The 1,425-nt window shown below is 30.2% G+C and carries 2 protein-coding genes; both read left to right on the plus strand.

Annotation, left to right across the window (positions count from 1 at the left end):
• Window positions 1–792: Nif3-like dinuclear metal center hexameric protein (locus ACTG3S_RS03135; protein WP_439127919.1), on the plus strand; the 792-nt coding region annotated here is incomplete at its 5' end.
• Window positions 793–794: 2 nt separating this feature from the next.
• Window positions 795–1,425: zinc ribbon domain-containing protein (locus ACTG3S_RS03140; protein ID WP_439127920.1), on the plus strand; the 631-nt coding region annotated here is incomplete at its 3' end.

Genomic DNA, 1,425 nt, shown 5'->3' on the forward strand with positions numbered 1-1,425 from the left:
TTAGATAATTCTAGAAACGGCGTTTCTGCAAAAATGTGTGCTGTTTTAGGCTTAACCAACACAAAAATTTTAATTCCTAAAAAGGGAATTATAAAAAAACTAACCACTTATGTACCTACTAAAGAAGCAGAAAATTTAAGAAATGCTCTATTTAAAGTAGATGCAGGAAACATTGGTAATTACGACCAATGTTCTTTTAACATTGAAGGTGAAGGAACTTTTAGAGGAAATGAAAACTCAAATCCTGTTTTAGGTGAAAAAGGAAAATTGCATACAGAAAACGAAACGCAAATTTCGGTAAGTTTTGAAAGCAAAAATGAAAGCGCTATTTTAAAAGCTTTGCAAGAGAATCATCCCTATGAAGAAGTTGCTTACGAGACAACAACCACCCAAAATGTACATCAAAATATAGGAATGGGCATGCTTGGTGAACTTGAGCGAGAAATGAGTGAAAAAGAATTTTTAATGTTTTTAAAACAGAAAATGAAAACAGCATGTGTAAGACACTCAGAATTATTAAATAAAAAAATAAAAAAAGTAGCTGTTTTAGGTGGCTCTGGTAGTTTTGCTATTTCTAATGCCAAGAAAGCGGGTGCAGATGCTTATGTAAGTGCAGATTTTAAATATCATGACTTTTTTAAGGCTGAAAAAAGCATTTTATTAGCAGATATTGGACATTATGAGAGCGAACAGTTTACAAAAAACCTTTTGGTTGATTATCTTACGAAAAAATTTAGTAATTTTGCAATCATTTTATCAGAAAAAAGTACAAATCCAATTTATTACATATAAACATGGCAAAGAAGAAAGAAATTTCAGTTGAACAAAAATTAAGAGCATTGTATGACTTACAATTAATAGACTCTAGAATTGACGAAATTAGAAATGTTAGAGGTGAGTTACCTTTAGAAGTAGAAGATTTAGAGGATGAAGTTGCCGGTTTAAATACGCGTATTTCAAACTTATCAGAAGATGCTGCTAACTTAGAAACAGAAATCAACAATAAAAAACAGGCTATTGAAGATTCTAAAGCATTGATGAAAAAATACGAAGAGCAACAAAAAAATGTTAGAAATAACAGAGAGTTTGACTCTTTATCTAAAGAAATTGAATTTCAAGATTTAGAAATACAATTGGCAGAAAAAAGAATTAATGAGTACAAAGCTAAAATTGCTCAAAAGCATGAAGTTATTGATGCTACTAAAGAAAAATTAGAAAAGCAAGAACAACATTTAGCGCACAAAAAGGCTGAATTAGATGCTATTTTAAAAGAAACTGAAAAAGAGGAAAAATTATTAGCTGAAAAATCTGAAGAGTTTTCTCAATCTTTAGACAAGCATTTATTTTCTGCATATTCTAGAATTAGAAATAAAGTAAAAAATGGTTTGGCTGTTGTTGCTATAGAAAGAGGCGCTTCTGGTGGCT

This window comes from Polaribacter sp. (assembly GCF_965656025.1).
Classification (GTDB): domain Bacteria; phylum Bacteroidota; class Bacteroidia; order Flavobacteriales; family Flavobacteriaceae; genus Polaribacter.